The sequence below is a fragment of the Spongiibacter tropicus DSM 19543 genome, assembly GCF_000420325.1.
Classification (GTDB): Bacteria; Pseudomonadota; Gammaproteobacteria; order Pseudomonadales; family Spongiibacteraceae; genus Spongiibacter; species Spongiibacter tropicus.
In genome coordinates, this window is sequence record NZ_ATUS01000001.1 from 658,220 (window position 1) to 679,792 (window position 21,573).

21 protein-coding genes are annotated in these 21,573 nt (G+C 58.4%); 4 read left to right on the top strand and 17 right to left on the bottom strand.

Annotation, left to right across the window (positions count from 1 at the left end):
- Window positions 1-90 precede the first annotated feature (90 nt).
- From pgl to G411_RS0103200, 6 genes are all read right to left on the bottom strand, one after another.
- Entirely contained in the window at window positions 91-816 is a 726-nt protein-coding gene (pgl, locus tag G411_RS19140) for a 6-phosphogluconolactonase (RefSeq protein ID WP_022957726.1), read from the bottom strand.
- Window positions 809-2,248, bottom strand: coding sequence for a glucose-6-phosphate dehydrogenase (gene zwf, locus G411_RS0103180; RefSeq protein ID WP_022957727.1), 1,440 nt, complete (start codon window positions 2,246-2,248; stop codon window positions 809-811). Before zwf ends, pgl begins: the two co-directional genes overlap by 8 nt.
- Before the next feature lie 3 nt (window positions 2,249-2,251).
- The gene (gene eda, locus G411_RS0103185; protein WP_022957728.1) at window positions 2,252-2,893 is read right to left on the bottom strand and encodes a bifunctional 4-hydroxy-2-oxoglutarate aldolase/2-dehydro-3-deoxy-phosphogluconate aldolase; all 642 of its coding nucleotides are present in this window, start codon (window positions 2,891-2,893) and stop codon (window positions 2,252-2,254) included.
- 20 nt (window positions 2,894-2,913) lie between these two features.
- Complete coding sequence (gene edd / locus G411_RS0103190; RefSeq protein WP_022957729.1) at window positions 2,914-4,761, bottom strand: phosphogluconate dehydratase; 1,848 nt, start codon at window positions 4,759-4,761, stop codon at window positions 2,914-2,916.
- A gap of 157 nt (window positions 4,762-4,918) precedes the next feature.
- Window positions 4,919-6,058, bottom strand: coding sequence for a CaiB/BaiF CoA transferase family protein (locus G411_RS0103195; RefSeq protein WP_022957730.1), 1,140 nt, complete (start codon window positions 6,056-6,058; stop codon window positions 4,919-4,921).
- Between the two features lie 175 nt (window positions 6,059-6,233).
- Window positions 6,234-6,833 carry a TetR/AcrR family transcriptional regulator gene (locus G411_RS0103200; protein ID WP_022957731.1) on the bottom strand — a complete coding sequence of 200 codons (600 nt, stop codon included), beginning with the start codon at window positions 6,831-6,833 and terminating at the stop codon, window positions 6,234-6,236.
- A 137-nt stretch (window positions 6,834-6,970) separates the two neighbouring features.
- Here G411_RS0103200 and G411_RS19145 point away from each other — a divergent pair, with 137 nt between their 5' ends.
- A complete protein-coding gene (locus G411_RS19145; protein WP_051151233.1) occupies window positions 6,971-7,768 on the top strand; it encodes a crotonase/enoyl-CoA hydratase family protein in 798 nt (265 codons plus the stop codon).
- On the opposite strand, the gene G411_RS0103210 is transcribed toward G411_RS19145, so the two are convergent.
- The 7 genes from G411_RS0103210 to G411_RS0103240 all read right to left on the bottom strand — a co-directional run bounded on the left by G411_RS0103210 (window position 7,750) and on the right by G411_RS0103240 (window position 14,014).
- The gene (locus G411_RS0103210; protein WP_022957733.1) at window positions 7,750-8,283 is read right to left on the bottom strand and encodes an MOSC domain-containing protein; all 534 of its coding nucleotides are present in this window, start codon (window positions 8,281-8,283) and stop codon (window positions 7,750-7,752) included. The two genes, G411_RS19145 and G411_RS0103210, sit on opposite strands and share 19 nt — an antisense overlap.
- Window positions 8,280-9,071: a sterol desaturase family protein gene (locus G411_RS0103215; protein WP_022957734.1), complete on the bottom strand. Its 792-nt coding sequence runs from the start codon at window positions 9,069-9,071 to the stop codon at window positions 8,280-8,282. Before G411_RS0103215 ends, G411_RS0103210 begins: the two co-directional genes overlap by 4 nt.
- On the bottom strand, window positions 9,068-9,709 hold the full coding sequence (locus G411_RS19150) for a TIGR04282 family arsenosugar biosynthesis glycosyltransferase (protein ID WP_022957735.1): 642 nt from the start codon (window positions 9,707-9,709) through the stop codon (window positions 9,068-9,070). Before G411_RS19150 ends, G411_RS0103215 begins: the two co-directional genes overlap by 4 nt.
- Entirely contained in the window at window positions 9,706-10,416 is a 711-nt protein-coding gene (locus G411_RS0103225; protein WP_022957736.1) for a TIGR04283 family arsenosugar biosynthesis glycosyltransferase, read from the bottom strand. The genes G411_RS19150 and G411_RS0103225 overlap by 4 nt, the downstream gene beginning before the upstream one ends.
- Window positions 10,409-11,224, bottom strand: a complete 816-nt coding sequence (locus G411_RS0103230) for a DUF547 domain-containing protein (protein WP_022957737.1) — start codon at window positions 11,222-11,224, stop codon at window positions 10,409-10,411. Before G411_RS0103230 ends, G411_RS0103225 begins: the two co-directional genes overlap by 8 nt.
- Before the next feature lies 1 nt (window position 11,225).
- Complete coding sequence (locus G411_RS0103235) at window positions 11,226-13,394, bottom strand: FAD-dependent oxidoreductase (protein WP_022957738.1); 2,169 nt, start codon at window positions 13,392-13,394, stop codon at window positions 11,226-11,228.
- A 149-nt stretch (window positions 13,395-13,543) separates the two neighbouring features.
- Window positions 13,544-14,014, bottom strand: a complete 471-nt coding sequence (locus tag G411_RS0103240; RefSeq protein ID WP_022957739.1) for a Dps family protein — start codon at window positions 14,012-14,014, stop codon at window positions 13,544-13,546.
- A gap of 282 nt (window positions 14,015-14,296) precedes the next feature.
- On the opposite strand from G411_RS0103240, the gene G411_RS0103245 reads away from it, so the two are divergent.
- Window positions 14,297-14,617, top strand: a complete 321-nt coding sequence (locus tag G411_RS0103245) for a Kazal-type serine protease inhibitor family protein (protein ID WP_022957740.1) — start codon at window positions 14,297-14,299, stop codon at window positions 14,615-14,617.
- 56 nt (window positions 14,618-14,673) lie between these two features.
- On the opposite strand, the gene G411_RS0103250 is transcribed toward G411_RS0103245, so the two are convergent.
- Complete coding sequence (locus tag G411_RS0103250) at window positions 14,674-15,969, bottom strand: acetyl-CoA C-acetyltransferase (protein ID WP_022957741.1); 1,296 nt, start codon at window positions 15,967-15,969, stop codon at window positions 14,674-14,676.
- A 203-nt stretch (window positions 15,970-16,172) separates the two neighbouring features.
- Here G411_RS0103250 and G411_RS0103255 point away from each other — a divergent pair, with 203 nt between their 5' ends.
- A complete protein-coding gene (locus G411_RS0103255) occupies window positions 16,173-17,555 on the top strand; it encodes a 3-oxoacyl-ACP reductase (protein WP_022957742.1) in 1,383 nt (460 codons plus the stop codon).
- Between the two features lie 72 nt (window positions 17,556-17,627).
- Here G411_RS0103255 and G411_RS0103260 read toward each other — a convergent pair whose 3' ends face one another.
- Window positions 17,628-18,686 carry an AraC family transcriptional regulator gene (locus G411_RS0103260; RefSeq protein ID WP_022957743.1) on the bottom strand — a complete coding sequence of 353 codons (1,059 nt, stop codon included), beginning with the start codon at window positions 18,684-18,686 and terminating at the stop codon, window positions 17,628-17,630.
- 144 nt (window positions 18,687-18,830) lie between these two features.
- Here G411_RS0103260 and G411_RS0103265 point away from each other — a divergent pair, with 144 nt between their 5' ends.
- Window positions 18,831-19,688, top strand: a complete 858-nt coding sequence (locus tag G411_RS0103265) for a MaoC family dehydratase (RefSeq protein WP_022957744.1) — start codon at window positions 18,831-18,833, stop codon at window positions 19,686-19,688.
- Between the two features lie 3 nt (window positions 19,689-19,691).
- Here G411_RS0103265 and G411_RS0103270 read toward each other — a convergent pair whose 3' ends face one another.
- Both G411_RS0103270 and G411_RS0103275 read right to left on the bottom strand, forming a co-directional pair.
- Window positions 19,692-20,618: an NAD-dependent epimerase/dehydratase family protein gene (locus tag G411_RS0103270; protein ID WP_022957745.1), complete on the bottom strand. Its 927-nt coding sequence runs from the start codon at window positions 20,616-20,618 to the stop codon at window positions 19,692-19,694.
- 97 nt (window positions 20,619-20,715) lie between these two features.
- On the bottom strand, window positions 20,716-21,501 hold the full coding sequence (locus G411_RS0103275; RefSeq protein WP_022957746.1) for a DUF3014 domain-containing protein: 786 nt from the start codon (window positions 21,499-21,501) through the stop codon (window positions 20,716-20,718).
- Window positions 21,502-21,573 lie beyond the last annotated feature (72 nt).

Below are 21,573 nucleotides of genomic sequence, written 5' to 3' on the forward strand. Positions count from 1 at the left end.
TTCCCCACGGTGAGGACGAAAAGCCCTCGATTTTAACAAACATTACGCAATCAGGGCCACATATGACCCGTTTCTGCTGTCACCCGGCGGTCACGGTGCCCAATATACCGTTTTGCGGCAATCCCCCGCCCCGAACAGCCGGGCAACTGGCGGGGGTTTGACGGCAAACAACGCGTCAGACAACACCGAGCGCTTGTCTTCTCCGCAAATATGCAAAATAAGCTGCTCACAGTTCAACAGCCTTGGCAGGGTCAGGGTCAGGCGCTCGTAGGGACTGGAGGGCGTTTGCACGGCGATACAACTGTGACGCCCATTCAACGCCAAGCCGTCGCTGAGTTGCGCACTGTCTGGGAACAGCGAGGCCGTATGGCCGTCCGTCCCCATACCCAGCACGACACAGTCAAAGCGGGGAATGGCCGACAGTTCGGCATCGGCAACTTCCGCACCGGCTTCAACCGACGACACGTCGGATCGCAGAGGCAAAAAGCGCGCTTCTGCTGCACCGGCAGTCAGCAGCAGTTCGCGCAACTGACGCTCGTTGCTGTCGACGTGGTCGGCAGGTAACCAGCGCTCGTCGCTGAGGAGGACCGTAATCCTCGACCAGTCGAGTTCACTGATCGCCAACAGCGACAGCAGTCCTCGCGGTGTGCTGCCACCCGGCAGTACGAGGCTCGCCTCGCCCCGCGCCGCAACTGCGGCGCTGAGGACCGTACAGATATCATCGCACAGTGTCTGATCCAGCGAGCCACGACTACTGAAGCTGAATAATTGCGCCCCGCGCGAATCCAGGCGCCGCTCCAACATATGCTCATTCATGCCAACTGCGTCCATCCCTTTCGATCAACAATTCGGCCTTGGCTGGCCCCCAGGTTCCCGCGTGATAGCCGGTAACCGGCACCGCCTGATCACCCCAGGCGGCGATTAATGCATCGCACCATTTCCAGGACTCTTCCACCTCGTCTCGCCCGACGAACAATGAGGGGTCACCGTTGATCACGTCCAGAAACAGGCGTTCGTAGGCGTCGGGAACGCGCTGAATCTCCGGCGAGTTGAGGAAATCCAGATTCAAGGTTTTAGTTTCCAGCGCCAGCTTATTCTTCAAGCTCTGCTGCTTAGACACCATCTGCATCTCAATCCCTTCATTGGGTTGCAGACGAATCACCAGACGATTGGGAATCGTATCGCCAGTCGAAAAAATATTGTGAGGCAAGCTTTTGTAGGCGATCACAATTTCGGTTAATTTCTGTGGCATCCGCTTCCCGGTGCGCAGATAGAACGGTACGCCAGCCCATCGCCAGTTGTCGATATGGGCCTTGATAGCGACAAAGGTTTCGGTATCGCTGCTTTCCACATTGCAGTCGTCCTCGTCGAGATACCCCGGCACCGCCTCACCCTGGCTCCAGCCCTGGGTGTACTGTCCGCGAACGGCGTGTGATGCCACACTGGCGGCATCAATGCGACGCAAGGCGCGAAGAATTTTGACCTTCTCGTCGCGAATACCCTCAGCGGTCATCGAGTTGGGGGGCTCCATCGCCACCAGACACAGCAGTTGCATCAGGTGGTTCTGAACCATATCGCGCAACTGCCCCACGTCGTTGTAGTAGGACCAGCGCCCTTCAATACCGACCGTTTCGGCCACGGTAATCTGCACGTGATCGACACAGCTCTGGTCCCACTGGGTATTGATAAATCGGTTGGCAAAGCGCAGTACCAGCAGGTTCTGAACGGTTTCTTTCCCCAGATAATGGTCAATGCGATAGATGTTCTCTTCGCTGACCAGACGCCCAACGGTCTCGTTGACCGCGCATGAACTCTCCAGATCGTGACCAATGGGTTTTTCCAGCACCACGCGGCTGCGCTTGCCCAACAGCTGCTGCTCGCCGAGTCGCTCACAGATTGGGCCAAATAGCGACGGTGGCGTTGCCAGATAAAAAATCGCCATGCGTTCTGGCTGCCAGCCGCGAGTGAATCTGGCGTATTGCTCTGTTTCGGAAAAATCCATGCAGTGGTAGTACAGCCTGTCGGCAAAGCTCTGCCAATGGGCATCGCCATCAATCACCGTTTTCAGGCGTTCATATTGCTGCGCAATAAACTCCTCGCGACTCAATTCACGCCGCGCAAGGCCAATGATTCGGAGATCAGAAGGCAACAGGCCAGCCGCATGAAGCTGGTAGAGCGCCGGAAACAGCTTGCGCCGCGTCAGATCCCCGCCCGCGCCGAAAATCACCAAGTCACTCGCAATCGTCATAGACTAGCCCCCTGCCGTCGCGCGCAACTGGCTGGCGATGGCCGCACGCTGCCGAATACCTTCCCAATCCCCCGCTCGCTGCAGTTCCAGCGGCGCAATCCAGGAGCCCCCCACGGTAATCACCGAGGGCAAGGCAAGGTACTGCAGAGCGTTTTCCGGCGTAACTCCCCCGGTCGGGCAAAATTGTAAATCGGCAAGTGGAGCAGACAGCGCTTTCAGCGTTGCCAAGCCACCCATCGCTTCAGCGGGAAAAAACTTTACCGCCCTCAAGCCGCGGTCCATGCATGCCAGCGCCTCGCTGGCTGTGGCGATGCCGGGAAGAAAAGGCAGCCCGGTCTCAATACCGGCGTCCAGCAGCGCACTATTGCTGCCTGGCGTCACCAGAAACTCGCTGCGCGCAGCGAGAGCCAATTTTACGTCGTGCGCATTCAATACCGTGCCGGCGCCGACGCAAACTCCATCAACCTCTTCGCGGATGCGATCAATGGCATTTAGCGCCGCCCGGGTGCGCAGCGTAATTTCCAATACCGGCAGGCCACCGTCCCGCAGCGCCGTGGCCAGCGGCACAGCATGTTCCGCATCTTCGATCACCAGCACCGGCATCACCGGTGCCCGCTTCAGAATTGCCATTAATTGCTGGTGCATAATGCTCTCCATGAATACGCTCAGCCTTGCTCGCCAAGACCTTCCGGCAGGGCCGGAAATAACACCGACGCGCCCTGCTCTGCACTGCCGACCTGGCTTCTGAATACCGCAAACAGTTCCCGCCCTACGCCGAAGCGACTGTCTTCCTCTTTCGGCAAAGGCGCTCTGGCGAACAAGTCTGCATCGTCAATATCGCAGCGCAGTTCACCATTCACCGCATCGAGGATAATGCGGTCACCGTCCCGCAATCGCGCAATCGCGCCGCCCACAGCAGCTTCCGGGCTCAAGTGTATGGCGGCCGGCACCTTGCCCGATGCGCCGGACATTCGCCCATCCGTTAACAGGGCAACCCGGTGGCCGCGGTCCTGCAAAACACTTAATACCGGCGTCAGCTTGTGCAGCTCAGGCATACCGTTGGCCTGCGGCCCCTGATACGGCAATACAATCACGCAGTCGCGATCCAGTTCCCCGGCATCAAACTTGACCTGGAGCTCTCCCTGACTGCCAATGACGACCGCCGGAGCATCAATCTGGTGGTAGGCAGGGTCGACGGCCGACACTTTGATCAGCGCGCGCCCCAGATTACCCTCCAGCAGCCGTAAGCCTCCCTCGGCATCAAACGGCGCGTCTACCGACGCAATGACAGCGGGATCGCCACTCTTCTCAACCCCCGGCTGCCACCGCAATCTCTCACCGTCCAGGACCGGCTCCTGAAGGTAGTCGGCCATACTCTGCCCCCACATGCTCGGTGCATCGGCATGCATCAGGCCCGCCTCCATCAGCTGGCGAAACAGCAAGGTGCTCCCCCCGGCCGCGTGAAAATGATTGATATCGGCCTGACCATTCGGATAAACACGCGCCAGCAACGGCACGACCCGAGACAGCGCATCGAGATCACTCCAATTGATGATAAAACCCGCCGCACGGGCAATCGCGATGAGATGGATACCATGATTGGTCGATCCACCCGAGGCCAATAACACCACCATGGCGTTGACGATAGCGCGCACATCCACGATGTCGCCCAAGGGTTTCGGCGAAGCAGAAACACTGCTCACCCGACACAGCTGATGCACCGCTTCACGATTCAGCGCCTCCCGCAAAGGGGTACCGGGATTCACGAAGGAGCCGCCGGGCAGTTGCAGCCCCATGGCCTCCATCAGCAATTGATTACTGTTGGCCGTACCGTAAAAGGTGCAGGTGCCCGCACTGTGATAAGACGCCGCTTCGGCTTCCAGCAGCTCCTTGCGACCCACCTTGCCTTCGGCGAACAGCTGTCGAACGCGTTGCTTTTCCTTGTTGGGCAGGCCACTGGGCATGGGGCCTGCCGGTAAAAACATCATCGGCAGATGGCCGAAATGCAGCGCCCCGATCAGCAGGCCCGGCACGATTTTGTCGCAAATACCCAGGCAGATCACAGCGTCAAACATCTGGTGAGATAGCGCCACAGCCGTGGCCTGAGCGATCACATCGCGACTGAACAGGCTCAACTCCATCCCCGGCATCCCCTGAGTCACGCCGTCGCACATGGCGGGCACACCTCCAGCCACCTGTGCCGTACACGCCAGCTCGCGGGCTGCTGCTTTGATCTTGTCGGGATAGTCGCTATAGGGCTGGTGAGCCGACAACATGTCGTTGTAGGCCGTGACAATGCCGAGATTGGCGGACTCCATCAGCCGGATGCGGTTTTTATCATCACCCTCACAGGCGGCAAAACCGTGAGCGAGGTTGCCGCAGCTGAGCCGCTGCCGATTAGGTGCCTGCTGGCCTGCCTCGTGCTGGCGGCGCAGATAGTCGTCGCGACTGCCCGCACTGCGGCGGGCAATGGCGTCTGTCACGCGGCTAACGTCGGGATGAACAGTGCGCATTGCGGGCTCCCTGAGTTGCGGCCGCCGGACCGGGCAGGCGTGTCGCCAACAACGGCCGCACGCGGCGGGCTGTTTTCTGACTATAAAGGGGATGCGATATCCATACCAGCCGTCAGCCGCCGCCGCGTATCTCGGAAAACCCGTACGGGAGAGTTGCTTAGGTCAGCACCCCGTCAGCGCGCAGCGCAGCGAGGCTGTCGGCGTCGTAACCCAAGCCGGCAAGGACCGCATCCGTGTCTACACCCTGCAAGGGCGCCGGCTTTGGGGTTGCCGGTTCACTGCGACTGAACTTGGGTGCCGGACAAGGCTGAACGTGTCCCCCCACGTCCACAAAGCTGTTGCGGGCGACATTGTGGGGATGCTTTGGCGCCTCGCTCATGGACAGTACCGGTGCAACGCAGGCATCTGTGCCCTCCAACAGGTCACACCAGGCATCGCGGGTTCGGGTCTTAAACAGCGCCTGTAATTGCTCTTTGAGTTCAGGCCAACGCTCTACATCGTATTGATTGCCAAAGACCGTTTCATCCAGCCCCATCAATTCTTTCAGCAGTTGATAAAACTGTGGTTCGATGGGCCCCACCGACAGGTATTTGCCGTCCTGGGTTTCATATACTTCGTAAAAATGCGCGCCGGTATCGAGCACGTTGACACCGCGCTCGTCGCGCCATCCAAAGGCACCGAGATTGTAGTAGCTGTACATCATATGCATCAGCGCAGCCGAGCCCTCGACCATGGATACATCCACAACTTGCCCCTTCCCGCTGCGGCCCGCTTCCAGCATGGCGGAGACGACACCGAACGCCAGGAACATACCTCCGCCGCCGAAATCGCCAACGAGATTGAGTGGCGGCACCGGTTTGTCACCAGCGCGACCAATACCGTGCAGCGCACCAGAGAGCGAGATGTAGTTGATATCGTGCCCAGCGGCCTGAGACATCGGTCCTGTCTGCCCCCAACCGGTCATTCGTCCATAAACCAACTTGGGGTTGCGGGCCATGCAGTCGTCAGGACCGATACCCAAACGCTCGGCAACACCGGGGCGAAAGCCTTCAATCAGCGCGTCGGCGGTTTCACATAGTTTAAGCAGGGCTTCCACCGCGCGAGGGTCTTTCAAATTCAGAGCAATGGATTTTTTGCCGCGTTCGCTGATGCTGTTTATCGGTGCACTGCCCTCGGCAGCAGACTTGCGTGTGACGGAAATCACTTCCGCTCCCATATCGGCAAACATCATTCCGGCAAACGGCGCGGGCCCCAGGCCCTCTATTTCGATAATACGCAGCCCCTGAAGTGGTCCCATTACATACTCCTGTCGTTGAGTTCGGGCCGTCACCGCCAACATGCTGACAGCCTTTTTTGTTATGTCTTTTAAGGTACCGGGCATAAAAAAGGCGGCCCGAGCCGCCCATTATTACGATCGACAGAGTGCGAATCCAGCGCACCGCGCGCCAACTATGGTTCGCACACAATTAAAATCAGGGTCTGATGAGCGTATAGAGGCTGCCAGCAATATCCTCCGCGGACGATGACGGCGCAAGCGGCGCAACCGCTTCCTCTCCGTTTCCTTCGGTTTCGGTGGCCTCGTCTCTCGAGACACGCTGCAATGCACTGTGCAAGGCCGCGCCCAGCAGGAGATTGCTGGCAACAGCAATGTCGGCAGCCTGCGCAACACGGCCTTCGCACTGAAAGATTTTCAGCCGATGCTGTAATTTGCAGTACAGGGGAAACAGGCTCATCTCATGCATCTGCCCCGAGGCATCGCGCATGCCGCCGGTCCAAAGCGCCGCCATCAGCGGCACAACCTCTGCGTAAAAGGCCTCGGCACTGAGGTAAACCTGACAGAGCCACAACTCCATTTCAGCGCCGTTATCCTGCTCTATGCACTGCTCGACGACCAGTCGTTCAGGCAGGCGCTCACCAACCAATGCCCGCAGCAGACCCGCCTTGTCGCCAAAATTGTTAAAGACACTGGCCTCCGTTGTGCCGGCTCTGGAGGCAACACCCCGCGTCGTGAGGGCCGCAACCCCCTCATCGCAGAGCAGCCCGTGGGCAGCATCCAGCAATCGTTCTCGCACTCTCGGTCTCGCCACTATTACTCACTCCATTGATATCGGCTAATGCTTATTACACCCGAGCAACGGCTTTGAGCGCAAGACAGCACACATTGCGCTAAGATCGCGGCTTAACAAAACAATAAGTCGGAGCCGCAGCCATGACAGTCTCAGGATCTGTATCGGTAAAAATGGAAGGCGACATCTGCCATATTTCCATCCAACGCCCGGAGCAACGCAATGCCGTTGATGGCCCTACCGCACGCGCTCTGGCCCAAGCGTTCCGGATGTTTGACAAGAACACCGAGGCAAAAGTTGCCATCCTCAGTGGCACGGGAGGACATTTTTGCGCCGGTGCCGATTTACATGCCTTTGCCAGTGGCGACCCCGACAAACATAACCCCTTGAGTGAACGCGGAGACGGGCCCATGGGGCCGACGCGCATGCAGTTAAGCAAACCCGTCATCGCCGCCGTGGATGGCTACTGCGTGGCAGGCGGACTGGAGCTTGCGCTATGGTGTGATCTTCGCGTTGCCAGCGAACATGCCGTCTTCGGGGTTTTCTGCCGGCGGTTCGGGGTACCGCTTATCGACGGTGGCAGCATTCGCCTGCCGCGGCTAATCGGACAGAGCCGCGCAATGGATATGATTCTCACCGGCCGCCCCGTCGATGCGCAGGAAGCCTTGAGTTTTGGGCTTGCCAATCGGGTCGTCCCCCATGAACAACTGGAAGAGCAGGCTCTGTCACTGGCCCGGCAAATAGCCAGCTTTCCCCAGCAATGCCTGCGCAACGACCGCGAGAGTGCGCTGACGCAATGGTCGATGAGCGAGGCAGACGCCATTCACGCTGAATTTGCCTTGGGACTGGAAACGCTGAGAAGCGGCGAATCACGCAATGGCGCCACCGCGTTCGCACAGGGGCGCGGCCGTCATGGCGATTTTCAGAACAGCGAACCCTGAGGTGCTGCCGGCAAGGACGATTCGGGCAAAGGCCGCAGACGATCTCCCACCGCAATGCGGCCAGTACGCACAACTTTTGCACAAAGACCGCCGTAGCCCAGCATGGCCACTACGCCGCCCCGCCCTAGCACCTCATCCATGCGAGAACAGGGATGGCAGAGTGCAGTCGCCTGAAAGATTGCCTCACCAATCTGAAAATACTGATAGCGCAGCGCGTTCAAGTTAATCCCCGAAACCAGCAGATTACGACGCAATAATGCCGGGTTAATCTCTGCTCGCCCCAGATGGCGGGCAATACTGGCAATAAACTCTGTACTGATCAGTGAAATCTGGCGACCAGATCCGGCCCGGCCGCCCATCCGGCGATCGCCCTCCAAGCCATACCCTTCCACCGCTACGGTAGATGGCAAGGACAACATCGGCTCGCGACGCTGAGGGCGAACGCCAATCCACGTCAGCTCACCCTCAGGTAAATCGCGGAGATAGCGAGCGAGAAGCCTCCCCTGCGCGTTCATTCCTCTTTCTCCTTGCGCCGCTCAAACGGCGACCACAACAGAAACCACAGGCCCTGAGGAAGCTGTCGCGGCTCCGGCAAACCAAGCTGCACCGCGTTGCCTGCCTGCGCACGCGACTGAAAACTGCCGAAAAAACGATCCCAGCAACTCAGGCTGAAACCGAAGTTATGCTGACTTTCCTGCCAACGCCGGGAGTGGTGAATCCGGTGCAGTTGCGGGGTGATCAGCCAGGATCGAAGTCGGCGCTCCAGCGCCTCTGGCAACGCGATATTGCTGTGATTGAACAGCGCACAGGCGTTCAACCAAACCTCGAACAGCAATACGGCCAACGCCGGTAATCCCAACAGAGCAACCGCAATGGCCTTAATCAGCATCGATAAGAGGAACTCCACCGGGTGAAATCGCAAGCCGGTACTCACATCAACGGCCAGATCGGCGTGGTGTACCCGGTGCAGACGCCACAACCAGGGTATGCGATGAAACAGGCGGTGTTGCCAGTAAATCAGCATATCCAGCAGCAGGATACCCAGCGGCACCGACACCAATAATGGCAACGCCAGTTGATTTGCGACCCCTACACCCTGCTCAGACGCCCACAGGGCAACCCCGGTTGCCGCAACGGGAAATACCAGTCGCAACAGTAATGTCCCCAGCAGTGATAAGCCCAGATTACTGGCCCAACGGCGGCGCTCGGCAGGGCGAAACGGACGCCACCATTCCAGTAGCGCAAACACCGTAAAGACCAGCAAAAAGCTGCTCAGGCGCAGTGCAGCCTCCCAGTCAGTCATGTGACGACTCCCCCATAATCGGGCAGATGACAACAGCGCAGAAATGCCGCCGGCTGCCGGGATAAATCGTCAATCACATCCACATCCGACAACGCCGGTCGCTCATGCCAAACCAGGCCCGCTGCGTGTAATCGGCGTCGCGTCTGTTCGGCAACGCGGGAGGTACTCCAATCCACATTGTCAAAGACGCCGGGCGTTGCCTCTGGCAACCCCAGCAGGACATAACCGCCATCCTGTGCCGGGATCATCGCAGCGTCGCCTTGACGCAGACAGCTCATAGCCCAGTCGATATCGTCTCTCGCCAAGGAGGGACAATCGCTACCAATCAGGATGATAGGACCGCCATTTGCCGCTCGCTGCATACGCCCCCCCAAGTCGCCCTCACCTTGTGACACCGCAGTAAAGCGATCCAGATCAATCAGCGTCTGCCAGCGCGAATCCGAGGGCGGCGGCGTCAACCACAGCTCAAGTTCGGCACTGCCTTTCACCTCTTCACACAATGCCAAACACTGCTGCAACAGGGCCTCTGCGACCCTCGCGGCCCCCTGCTCACCCAGGGCGGGAATCAAGCGGGTCTTCGCCGTGCCGGGAGCAGGCAATTTGGCAAACACGCACAGGCGCACCGAGAGCGCGTTCATCGTGGCTCCCGCTGCTCGGGGTAATAACTGCGCAATAAGCGCTCAGCGGGCACACCCAAAAAATACTGCAGCCGCAGCCACCACATCAGCAGTACTGTGCGCAGGCAACCCTGCTGCTCCCAGCGACGACCTGAGCTGACTATCTTCTGGGACAAACACAGCGGCGGCGACTGTGCCCGCAGGCGCCGGCTAAGTTCAATATCCTCCATCAAGGGTTGTGGCGCGTAGCCCCCCTGCTCCAGAAATACCCCGCGCTGTACAAAAATCCCCATATCGCCCGTCGCTATCCCCGTCAGTCGAGAGCGCAGATTCATCAGTGTGGAAATCACCGGCAGCAGCCGAGGGCGGCCCGACAACTGGATATCAAAGCGGCCCCACTGGGCCCGACCATGGCGACACACGTCGAGCAGCGCCTCGATGGCCGGTCGATTGAGCTCGGTATCGATATGCAAAAACAATAGATAACGCCCGCTCACCACCGCCGCCCCGGCATTCATTTGCCGGGCACGCCCAGGTTCACTGCAAATCACTCGCATACCCTGCTCACGCAGGTACTCCTGTGAGCCATCACAACTGCCGCCATCAACAAACAGCCACTCGACATGAGGATAGGCAGCCTGCCAGCGGCGTAGACGAGGCAACATCTTCGACAGTAATGACCGTTCGTTCAGCAGCGGCAGAACAACACTCAACAACGGCTCAGCCATCACTCGCACTCTCTGCCACAGTGGCCGTATCGTTCAAGCGCCAGTCATAATCTGAAAACGCGATGGGCAGGCGCCGGGCACGCAGGGCAGACAAGGCCTCCGCCGTCAGCCTCAGCTCATCGGCGTAGCCTGCCAGAAACGCCTCCAGCGACGACTGCCCGCGCCAGCCCTGCTCGAAGTCCTTGCCATACCAGTCAAAAATTTTCGACAGATATAGCTGACCATCACGCAGGCCATTGCGCTCGCGATCAGCCAAAAAGCGACGAGTGGCCTGATCGAGCTGGCTTTCAAGGACCTCTCCTCGATACGCCTCATCACGCAATGCCGGGCAGCCAATACTGGCGCAATTCACCGCAAAATGGATACGTGGCTCACTGAACTGCCGTCGGATCATCCCGTGCTCAATGTCATCTAGGCTGCGCTTTTTACCCAAGAGCGGAATAAAACGCTGCCGCCAGGGAGAGCGAAACCAACCACCGATCTCCTTGATCGAATCAATCTCACCATAATGTCGGAGCACCAGCTCAACCGTCCAGGCGTTGTAAGCATTGATAAGAAACGCCAGCTGTCGCGCCGCCGACCACGTCCCGTAAACCTCTGGCTCAATAGCAGACAGTGCCGCCAGATAACGGGAAAGCTGATCGCGATCTGCGTTGAAGCCCTGGTAATCTACCGCGCTGGCATGACCGTTACGCAGTGTTTTCACATGCCGTGACAGCAGGCTTTGCCAGTCTTCATGCAAGGTATCAGCGCGCAGCGGCTTGGCCAGACCCAGCACACAGCAGAGCGCAATCAGCCAGTGCCGCATATCACTCACCTCCCCGCTGCCAGCGGAAGAGACGGGCCAACATCCCCAGCAACCACTCCGGCTGGCGCGCCTTGCGCCACTCTCCGGCGGCATACTTATTAGCCTCCGCCAAGGTGGGATACGCATGCGTCGTCGCCAATATTTTGCCCAGCCCCAGACCGTGTTTCATGGCCAGCACATATTCCGCCAACAATTCGCCAGCCTGAGTGCCGACGATTGTGACCCCCAGAATTCGGTCTTTGCCGGGTGCCGTCAGGACTTTAACAAAACCCTGCGCTTCGCTTTCACAGATCGCGCGATCAAGATCTGCCAGATCATAGCGAGTCACATCCACCGCTATCCCCTGTTCTCTCGCGTCCTGCTCACTCAAGCCCACTGCCGCCACCTCCGGCGAGGTATAGGTCACTCGCGGCAAGACCTTGTAGTCCACCGCAAAGCGTTTCAGCCACCCAAAGAGCGCATTCACGCTGGCATACCAGGCCTGATGGGCGGCAACATGCGTTAGCGGAAGTGGACCATCCACCACATCTCCCGCCGCATAAATATGTGGGAACGCCGTTTGCAGAAAGCGATTGGTCTCCAGCGGTGCCTCTGTACTGACCCCCAGCGTTTCCAGCCCAAACCCGCTGAGACGCGGACGGCGACCGACCGCGCAGATCAGCATGTCGTACGGTAGCGCCCGCACATCGCCGCTGGCCAGATCCTCGATCACCAGACATTTTTCTCCGTCGCGCATTTCACAGCGCAGAGCGCGATGGCGACAGAACACATCGACACCGTCATCGGCAAACTGATGTGCCAACGCCACCGATACCTCGTCGTCCTCCCTGGGCAGCAAGCGAGGTGCCATTTCAACCAGACTCACGGCAGACCCCAGCTGGGCAAAACACTGACTCAGCTCACAACCAATGGCGCCACCGCCCAATACCAGTACCCGGCCCGGCGCAGTACTGAGACCGTCGAGACGGTTCCACAGTGTCTCGCTGGTTTCGAAGCCGTACTCAGTCAGCCCCGGAATCGGTGGCACAACCGGCTCCGCCCCCGTCGCCAGAACAATGTTGCGCGCCGTCAAACGCTGAGAGGGCCCGGAAGGCGGTTCGATTTCCAGCGTCCAGGGATCGACAAATCGCGCGTAGCCCCGAATCACCTCCACACCCAGCTGCGTGTAACGCTCGACACTATCGTGAGGCGCAATATTGGCGATCACCCGCCTCACCCTAGACATTACTCTGGGGAAGTTAACCGTTGCAGGGCCCAGCTCTACACCGAAATCCTCAGCGCGGCGCGCCTGGGCAGCAAGGCGAGCGGATCGGATCAAAGCCTTACTCGGCACGCAACCGGTATTGAGGCAGTCGCCCCCCATCTCCCCCGCCTCGATCAAGGTCACTTTGGCACGCAGCGCAGCGGCGATATAAGCACTGACCAGACCACCTGCTCCGGCGCCAATCACCAGCAAGTTGCGATCATACTGTTTAGGACGTGACCAGCCCCGGTAGATACGGCGGCGACGCAAGCCTTCCAGCACACGCTTGGCCAGCAGAGGAAAAATACCCAGCAGGGAGAACGCCAAGACCAGCGATGGCGAGAGAATACCCGCCAAACTATCGAGCTGGCCGAGCTGAACCCCGGCATTCACATAGACCGCGGTGCCCGGCAACATACCGAGCTGACTCACCCAGTAAAAGCGCCGGGCAGGCAGTGCCGTCAGCCCCATCAACAGGTTAATCAGGAAAAACGGAAACAGTGGCACCAAGCGCAGGGTAAACAGGTAAAAGCCACCCTCGCGCTCGATACCGGCATCAATACTTTTCAGGCGTTCGGGAAAGCGTTCTCGCAGGCTGTCGCGAAGCAGATAGCGGGCAACCAAAAATGCCAGGGTAGCGCCAATCGTCGACGCAAAGGACACTAACAACAGCCCCTGCCAAAAACCCAGCACAGCACCACCTGCAAGGGTCATTACCGCCGCGCCGGGTAACGACAGTGCAGTAACCAGCACGTAAGCAAGGAAGAACAGTAATGCAAATAACCAGGGCTGGGCCGCCTGCTTGTCAAGAATATCGCTGTGGAGCGCCTGCAGGCCGGACAGGCTGAGATAGTCGCCAAGACCGCTGAAAACAAAGCCGGCTACCAGCAGTAGCAGCAAGATCAGCAAGGCCCCTTTTTTTCGCATCCTGTTGTCCCCGGTTGTATCCGTCACGTTGCCCGCTGTGTTCTACGCAAGCCATGGCAGCAACGATTCCACAAATACCGGGCGGCGCCAAGCGCAGACAAAAAAATACCCGGACGTGCCGGGTATTCGGGTCAGCGCCGGTTGCTATCTCAGCGATTCAAGGCGCGCAGCATCCAAGCGGTTTTCTCATGAATGCGCATACGGTCGCCCACCAGCGCCACGGTGGACTCATCGTCAGCGTCACCCGCCAACTTGAGTACTTCGCGGCACGTTCTCACCACTTGCTCGTGCCCACGAGTGAGAATATCCACCATATCTTCAGCCGTCGGTACACCATCAACCTCTTCGATCTTACTCAACTGGGCAAATGCCTTGTATGTACCCGGCGCGGCAACACCCAGCGTACGGATACGCTCGGCAATGTCGTCGACAGCGGTCGCCAGCTCAGTGTAGTGCTCCTCAAACATCAGATGGAGGTCGCGGAATCTGGGGCCCGTGACATTCCAATGAAAATTGTGCGTCTGGAGATAGAGGGTATAGGAGTCCGCCAGCAGCTGGCTCAAGCCTTCGGCAACCTGCTCGCGGTGATTTTCACTGATACCAATATCGATCTTCTGCATAATCGTACTCCTGTTATCGTGACTCCTGTCGGATATGCGTCATTTGCCATCCGCCATAGTGGTAAGCAGCAGCTATGCTCTACCTACGTCTCGGCATCGCTTGTCGATGACCGCTGCTTATCCTGACAGCCTTCACAGTAACTCGTTGTCACTAATAGGTAAATTCGCTTTTGCGAATCAATACCATAGACTTTGGCAATGAGACTGTTTAACTATTCAGATGCCGTCACCCACCACAATATCGCCACACCGTGCCGACGTGGTGTAACAGGGAGAACTACCATGCAACGCCTTTCTGGCCTGCTTCGCATTGCCGTCACGACACTGCTGCTGGCAAGCTGCGCCACCGCCCCGGAAGAATCCATGGAGAACAGTGGCTTCGTCAGCTGTCCGGAACAGCGACCACAAATCTGTACGCGGGAGTACCAACCGGTCTGCGGCCACGTCGACACCCGCGTTCGCTGCGTCACCCAGCCCTGCCCCTCAGTGAAGCATCAAACATACAGCAATGGCTGCACGGCCTGCGCCGATCCTTCAGTTATGGCCTACGAGCTGGGCAGCTGCGAATCCTTTGGTAAGGGCAAAAGCGCGAGCATTGAATAGACACAAACAAAAAACGGGGCCGCAGCCCCGTTTTTATCAGCCCATCGACGCGTCGATCAGCGCTCCAGAATGGCTGTCACACCTTGACCACCCGCCGCACAGATTGAGATCAGACCACGACCGCTGCCCTTCTCTTCCAGCATTTTGGCCAGTGTGGCAACAATTCGACCACCCGTTGCGGCAAAGGGGTGGCCGGCCGCCAGCGAACTGCCGTTGACGTTCAGTTTGCTGCGATCAATGCTGCCCAGCGGGCGATCCAGACCCAGGCGGTCGCGACAAAAATCCTCGTCTTCCCAGACTTTTAAGGTTGCCAGCACCTGCGCGGCAAACGCCTCGTGAATCTCATAAAAATCAAAATCCTGCAGCGTCAGACCCGCGCGAGCCAGCATACGCGGCACCGCATAGGCCGGAGCCAACAAAAGACCTTCTTTTTCCGCTCCACCTTTGCCTACAAAATCCACCGCCGCGGTTTCTACAAAGCTCAGGTAGGCACGGATCGGCAAACCGCGTTCCTTGGCCCACTCCTCACTGGCCAGCAGTACCGCAGAGGCACCGTCAGTCAACGTAGAGGAATTGCCAGCAGTCAGCGTGCCCTGTCCGCTGTTTTTGTCGAAGGCAGGTTTGAGCGTCGACAGTTTCTCAATAGTGGTATCCGGACGCAGGATATTGTCGCGCTCTACCCCCTTGTAAGCACTGACCAGATCACTGAAGAAGTCGCGCTCGTAAGCCGCCGCCAGATTTTTGTGGCTGAGATACGCCAGCTCGTCCTGCTGGTCACGGGGAATCTGCCACGTCTTGGCCGTGACTTCAGTATGATCACCCATCGACATGCCGGTACGTGGCTCGGAGTTCACCGGAATTTGAATACCGATGTCCTTGGGCCGCAGTTGCATAAAAGGCTTAACGCGCTCGCCGAAGCTACGCGCCTTGTTCACCTGCAGAAATATTTTACGCAGGCCTTCGCTGACCCCAATCGGCGCATCAGACGTTGTATCCACACCACCGGCAATGGCGGCGTCGATTTGCCCCAAAGCGATCTTATTGGCGACCAGATTAATCGCCTGCAAACCCGTGCCACAGGCCTGCTGAATATCGAAGCAGGGCGTGCTGGGATCCAATGACGTACCCAAAACCGTCTCACGGGTAAGATTAAAATCGCGGCTATGTTTCATTACCGCGCCCGCGGCCACTTCACCCAGGCGCTCGCCGGAAAGCTGATAGCGCTGCACCAAACCCTCGATCGCCGCGGTGAGCATGTCCTGATTGCTGGCACCAAAGTAGGCGGTATTGGAACGGCAGAACGGAATGCGGTTACCGCCGATAACAGCGACGCGCTTAACTGACTGGGACATGAGAATTCCTCGGCTGATGTCTGATGGGAGCGCAGTGTAGCAAGGCGTAAGTCTCCGGCATTGGCTGAGCCGACAGAGCTAACAGGGCAAGTCTGTCAATTCAACGACGGCGGGCTGTGCGTAGAATTGCCCCTGACCTAATTCAGGCGTCCACCGTTTGCGCCTCTGCCGGCCTGTTTGCCGGCCTACTACGGAGAGTTGTCATGACAGACCGCATCGAATCATTCATTCAGTCCCGCGCTGGTAAAAAAATTCTCGGCGCACTGGGTGTAAGTACCCCCGTTGAACTGCAGCGATACTCCCCGCAGCAAAGCAGCTTCTTTTCCGGACGCCTGCTGCTGGGCGCCGCCAGCGATGCTCAACTGCTGAATGCCGCTGCCGATATCATTCAGGCCAGCGATGCCGACGTGCTGGCCGACGCCAGTGCACTGGAGCAATGCACGGCACTGGACAAGACTGCCGATGAAGGCCGCTACAATGCACTGGTGTTTGACGGCAGCGGCCTGAAAAACGGCCTGGAACTGGTTCAGGCCTATCGCTTCTTTCACGACAATATCCGCCAACTGGCCAGCGGTGGCCGGGTAATACTGCTGGGCCGCCCGCATCTGCAAAGCGCCAATGCCGAGCAGGCCGCCGCGCAGCGTGCACTGGAAGGCCTGGCCCGCTCACTGGCAAAAGAACTGGGCAGTCGCGGCAGCACCGCACAGCTGATCACTGTCGCAGACGGTGCAGAAAACAACCTCGGCGCGGCACTGCGCTTTTTCCTGTCACCCAAATCGGCCTACATCAGCGGTCAGGTAGTGAAAATCAGTGCAGCCGACCAGTCTGGCGAAGTGGATTGGCACAAACCACTGGCCGGGAAAACCGCCATCGTCACCGGCGCATCTCGGGGCATCGGTGAAGCCATTGCCGAAACCCTCGCCCGCGATGGCGCCAAGGTTATTGGCATTGATGTCGGCGCCATGGAAGTGGACCTGGCACGCGTCATGACTCGCATCAACGGCATCCCGCTGGTGGCAGACATCACCGCAGCCGATGCCGGTGATAAAATCGCTGCCACGGCCAAGGACGCCGGCGGCGTCGACCTGATTGTGCACAATGCCGGTGTCACCCGAGACAAAATGCTGGTGAACATGAGCGAACAACAATGGCAGATGACACTGGATATCAACCTCGCATCCGCACAGCGCATTACAGCCAAACTGCTCGAAGACGGGCTGATCCGCAACGGCGGCAGCATCGTCGGCGTGTCGTCAATGAATGGCATCGCCGGTCAGCGTGGCCAGACCAACTACGCCGCCTCCAAGGCCGGTGTTATCGGCTATGTGGATTTCATGCAGCACGATGAAAAACTGCGCGCCCACAATATCACCGTAAATGCCGTGGCCCCGGGCTTTATCGAAACCGCCATGACGGCAGCCATTCCGCTGTTTACCCGCATGTTCGGCCGCCGTCTGAACTCGCTGTCACAGGGCGGCCTGCCGGTAGATGTCGCAGAGGCCATTGCCTTCTTCGGCAACCCGCTGTCTCGCGGCGTGAATGGCAATACGCTGCGTATTTGTGGCCAGAGCTGGTTCGGCGCCTGATCTACTGCCGACGGCATTGAAGATGAGATGGACGGCGTCGCGAACGCGACGCCGCTAAAGCGCCAGTCGGGCTCAGTCGCTGCTGGCGCCCGATTCAACGCGCTGTTGCTTCTGCTGGCGGTACTCGATCGGCGTCAGCCCGGTCCAGCGCTTGAAGGCACGGTAAAACGTGCTCGGCTCCGAGAAGCCAGTCAGATACACCACATCGGCAATACTTTCGTCGGTGCGCGCTAATAGACGTTTAGCCAGTACACAGCGGTAGTCCGCCAATACCTGATTGAAGCTGGTACCCGCCTCGGTCAGTCGCGAGCGCAGTACCCGTTCATTCATACCGAGTCGCTCGGCGACACTTTCCAGACTGGGCTGGCCCAGCTCCAGCACTTCGGCAATCACCTGTTTGACTTCACCGACCACATCCTGACGGGACAGACGTTCCAGTTGTTTGCTGGCCACTTTTTCATGCAGTTTCAGCAGATCCGGCTCGGCATGACTGGACGGGGTGGACAGTATCTGGCTGTCGAATACCAGGCTCTGCTCCGCCGCGCCAAAATGCACCGGGCAGTTAAAGTGGCGCTGGTATTCGTCGATATCCCCCTGCGGCTCGTGACTCAGGTTGATCTCGCGCGCCTCAAATGCACCATCGGTTACCGCATCGAAATAGCGTTGCAGAAAGCGCATGAAGCACTCATCGCGGTGGCGAAGTTCTGCCTCACCATCACCGCAGAAATTGAGCACCACCCGCGCCTCGCCACCATCTACCTTCAGTTCAAACTGCATGGCATCCGTCACCAGACGCTGGTAATTCTGTGCACGGCGCAGACCATCGCCAAAATTAGGGCTGCTCAAAAACAGGTATTCCAGCACCTGGCCGCGATAAACAGGCACGACATTCGCTAAGTGCAAACCGATATTTTTATCGCCACTGACTTCTTCAAGTACCCGCCAGAACTGAACCTGCGCGGCGTGGGGGAAACGCGCGGTGCGATCGCGCAACAGCTGCGTGGAAATTTTGCACTCACTAACTATTCGTTCCACATCCAGCCCCAGTTCCTGCAGGGCCGGGTAGGCCAACTGAATCAGAAAGCTGGAATCGCTGAGGTCTGAAAACCGTTTTTCCTTGGAATCGCTCATTACACTCGCTGTCTATGGCTTGCGCGGCTATTGGGGCCTGGCAATTGACCGCAGCGCATCACTCACACTGACGCCGCAGCAAATCCCCTGTGCCAAGGCATTGATTATACTGTGCTGCCGGACAAAAGATGGAGATAGAGTAGCATGAGCGCCGCTCAGGAAGTACAAATCAAACGCCTTCCCGCCATGGCACCACTGCTGTTACGCGCAGCCCTGCCCCGCCGCCGCAAGGCTAAGGACTTCCCCGACGTCCGAATCAGTCTGCCTTCACTTCGCTGTAACGCCCGCCAGGTGCGCCGTTACGCCCGTGCCTGTGGCTTTACCGAAGCGCGCGACACCCTGCCACCAAGCTATCTGCACACGCTGGCGTTTCGTCTGCAAATGCAATTAATGCTGCGCAAGGACTTCCCTGTGGCACCAATGGGTTCGGTACACCTGAGCAATACCATCATCCAGCATCGCGGTATTCGTCTCGACGAAACTCTGAGGCTTGATTGCGAACTGGCTGGCCATGAAGACACCGATCGCGGGATTGAATTTGCCTTTCGCTGCCGTGCTTATGCCAACAATGAATGTGTATGGGAAGACTACAGCCTCTACCTGTCACGCCGAGCCAGTAAAGGCGGAAAGAAAACGCCGAAGAAGCATGCTCAGCCACGCAGCTATACACAGCAGCAGCCCTTAGCGATAGCAGCAATGACGGCCCGCCGCTACGCGCTCGCCTCGGGAGACTTTAACCCCATTCACCTGCACAACCTCAGCGCCAAACTGCTGGGTTTCCGCAAAATGGTCGTTCACGGCATGTGGAGTAAGGCCGCCTGTATTGCCAAGCTGGCTGACCATGAAAGCCGTGAACAACTGCACTGTGAAGTGGAATTCAAAACCCCGGTTTTTCTGCCCGCCGACACCCTGCTGTGTTACGACAATGACGGCGATACCACGGTGTTTGAACTACGCGACGCGCGCAGCGGCCGCCCTCACCTGCTCGGCCGCCTGAGCTGACGATCAGGCCTTGAGCAGCTCCGGCGCGAGCTGCTCAACCATCTCCCGAATCCCGTCTCGCCAGTCCTTCTGCGTCGGACCGATCAGGCTGTGCATTTTCTCGGTGTCGATCTGCAGACTGCCGAAGGCGCTGGCATTCTCTTTGAAGCGAGGCTGAAAACCACTTAGCTCGGTCAGATAAGCGCACCACTCTTCAATACTGACGGCCTGAGAACCGCCAAAATTTACGGTGCAGACGTCGGTATCGGCCGCGGCCAGCAGGTAGGGCAATTTGTCTATGTAATCGCTGCTGTGCAACAGATTGTAGACATTCGGCCCCTCGGGATGAATGTCGATTTCCATGCCTTCTTTCATCATCAACAGATGGAAGAAGGGCCAGCCGCCATTATTCCCATAGGGCACGCTGAGGCGCGCAATGGTCGTGGGAATCCCATGTTGACGGGCAACAAATCGACACACGGACTCTGCGGCGATTTTCGACAGACTGTAGGTGGGGAACATGGAACGGTGATTGTCACCCAGCGGCGCATCTTCCCGGCGCGGCTCATGGCCGGCATATTCATAGACGGCCGTGGACGAAAAATGCAGCACAGCCTTTGCCGACCGGCAGTGACTCATGAGGTTGCCGATACCTTCGGCATTGGCACGCAGGTCGTAGTCGAAGTTGCCGCTTTTCACCACTGCCAGATTGATCACGTAATCCACGTCGGCGGGGCAGTCACGCAGACTCTGATGATCGGCGAGATCGCCACGTACGGTGTGCACCCCTTGCTTTTCCAGTTGCTGGCGCTGGCTTTCATCGGAGAAACGCGCCACCGCGGTCAATTCACAAATCGGCGCCAGGGCCTGAACAATGGGTTGCGCCACCTGGCCGCCGGGGCCGGCAATCAGCACACGGCTACCGGAGAGATCTACAGGAGTTAATGACATCACAGCCTCGTTATCAGTATTTAGAGGCGAGTGTAGCGCGAGGGGATGAGACCGCCACCCTCCAAACGGGTGGCGGTTGCTCGGTTAGCAGATGACGTTAGAGGTAGCTTTCGAGACGCTTCAGCCAGTCCTGAAGCTTTTTCATGTTCTCGGGGCCCAACCGCCACATCCACTTGCTGAGCGGATCGGCATTCTCCAGTACCGGGTCTGCGTATTCATAAAAGACTTTGGGTCTGCGCAGCTCGGTATCCACCGGAATCGGTTCCACAATCAGCAGGTGCTCAATGGTCGCTCTCAGCTGGTTGTCGAAGGACTGTGGGTTGCCCAGTTCGTTGTAGCTCGATTCCAGAAACGGCGACCACTTTTTGTAGTAAATCGCTACTTTTTTCGGATTCAGTGCGGTTACCGCACTCACCAGAGGATCCCAGCGACGATAGTTGCCCGGATCATTGGCAATACCCTTTTCGGTTTTGATCACCAGAAACGGCTCTTTGGGATACTGCACCGGCAGGTTTTTATTGGGCAGGCGAAACCCCGCCATCTGATCGATCATCGCTACCCACTTGCGCACCTGATGCTGGGGTACGAGCCAGTCCGCCACCGTCGGGGACAATTCCCCTGCAGCTTCGCGAACCTGCTGATCACTGCCGTCAATCTGTTTGGGAGGCGCAGGTGCCTTGTCCGCTTCTTCCTGGTAGTCCTCTTCGGACTCAACCGCCAGGGTTTCTTTCACTTGCCCGACCTTGGGCGACATCGAAGGCTCGAGGTCCTGCTCACTGACCGGCTCGTTGTAATCGCTGTTGGCCGAGCGATCAACGACAAACCAGACGAAGCCGGCGACAACCAGCAGCACAACAATCGCGGAAATAACTTTCCAGTTCATTGGGTATCCCTGTTTTGTATTTTACTCATCGTAGCGCCGCGCGGAGGTATAACACAGCAACTGCGGGGCATG